Origin of the sequence: Ramlibacter agri (assembly GCF_012927085.1) — a bacterium.
GTDB lineage: Bacteria > Pseudomonadota > Gammaproteobacteria > Burkholderiales > Burkholderiaceae_C > Ramlibacter > Ramlibacter agri.
In genome coordinates, this window is the sequence record NZ_JABBFX010000010.1 from 1 (window position 1) to 1,866 (window position 1,866).

At 70.1% G+C, this 1,866-nt stretch carries 1 protein-coding gene; it reads left to right on the forward strand.

The genetic code is table 11. From position 1 onward, the window contains the following. On the forward strand, window positions 1-1,866 hold a 1,866-nt coding region (locus tag HHL11_RS34100; RefSeq protein WP_169423090.1), incomplete at both ends, for a calcium-binding protein.

Here is a 1,866-nt window from a genome sequence, read left to right on the forward strand (position 1 = left end):
CAACATCAGCCAGGTGCGCGGCTCGAACTTCGCCGACCACCTGTACGGCAGCGACACGACGGCCTACGTCGAAGGCTTCGACGGGCGCGGCGGCAACGACACCATCGACGGGCGCGGCGGCATCGACCAGTACCGCATGGACGGCGCCACCACCGGCGGCAGCGTCGACCTGATGGCCGGCACGGCCAACGACGGCCAGGGCGGCACCGACACGCTGCTGAACATCGAGTGGGCGCGCGGCTCGGCCTTCAACGACACGCTCACGGGCAACGACGGCGCCAACAACCTGCAGGGCATGGCCGGCAACGACCAGATGTTCGGCAACGGCGGCAGCGATACGCTGGACGGCGGCGCGGGTGACGACACCCTGGTCGGCGGCGCCGGCAACGACAGCGTGCTCGGCGGCGACGGCAACGACTACATCGTGGCCGCCGCTCCGGGCTGGGGCGGCAGCGACACCATCGACGGCGGCAACGGCACTGACGTCGTGGTCTATGACTATTCCGGTTCCGCCACGGCGATCAGCTTCACGGCCACCGGCGCGAGCGGCACCCAGGCGGATTACCTCGGCGGCACCGACACGCTCCTCAACGTCGAGGAGATGGAGATCCACGGGAGCTCCGCCGGCGACACCATCGTCGGCGATTCCATGCGCCAGGTCATCTTCGGCCATGGCGGCAACGACACGCTGACCGGCGGTGGCGGCGCGGACAGCTTCAGCTACGAGGCCGGCGTGGCGAGCGGCGTGGACCGGATCACCGACTTCACGCGGGCCGAGGACGACCTCTCCTTCGAGAACCTGCAGCTGGATGGCAACGTGCTGTCCGGCGACGACGCCAGCGGCCTGGGCCTGGGCCAGATCATGGTCGGCAGCTACCAGGGCGGCGTCACGCGCGTGTATGTCGGCACCGACTCGGTGGCCGGCGCCGACGTCGTGATCGACCTGGTGGGCCATTTCTCGGCCGACGGCTTCGACGTCTCCGCCCAGGACTGGGGCACCTCGGTGCAGTATTTCGGGCCGACCGAGGGCGACGACTACATCGTCGCCGACGATTCGAACGATTCCGGCGACGCCTGGGGCGGCAATGACTACGTCGACGCCGCGGGCGGCAACGATTCGATCGGCGGCGGCGACGGCAACGACACGCTCCTGGGCGGCCCGGGCAACGACTCGCTGATGGGCGAGGCCGGTGACGACCAGCTGTTCGGCGGGCCCGGCCAGGACACGCTGATCGGCGGGGCCGGCAACGACACGCTGGACGGCGGCGCCATCACCGACCTGGTGAACTACACCGACCTGAACTGGGTGCGTTTCGACGGCGCCACCACCGGGGTGGTGGTGGACCTGGGCGCCGGCACGGCGCAGGACGGACAGGGCGGCACCGACACGCTGGTCAACATCAACTGGGTGAGCGGCACGCAGTACGACGACCGCCTGACCGGCGCGGCGACCAACATCTTCGAGCAGTTCGAAGGCGGCGCCGGCAACGACACGATCGACGGCGGGGCGATCGACGCGTCGAACAACTTCACCGGCGCGCGCGTGTCCTACCAGAACTCCAGCGGTGCCGTGACGGTGGACCTCGCCACCGGCCAGGCCCAGGATGGCATGGGCGGCACCGACACGCTGTCCAACATCAGCCAGGTGCGCGGCTCGAACTTCGCCGACCACCTGTACGGCAGCGACACGACGGCCTACGTCGAAGGCTTCGACGGGCGCGGCGGCAACGACACCATCGACGGGCGCGGCGGCATCGACCAGTACCGCATGGACGGCGCCACCACCGGCGGCAGCGTCGACCTGATGGCCGGCACGGCCAACGACGGCCAGGGCGGCACCGACACGCTGCTGAACATCGAGTGGGC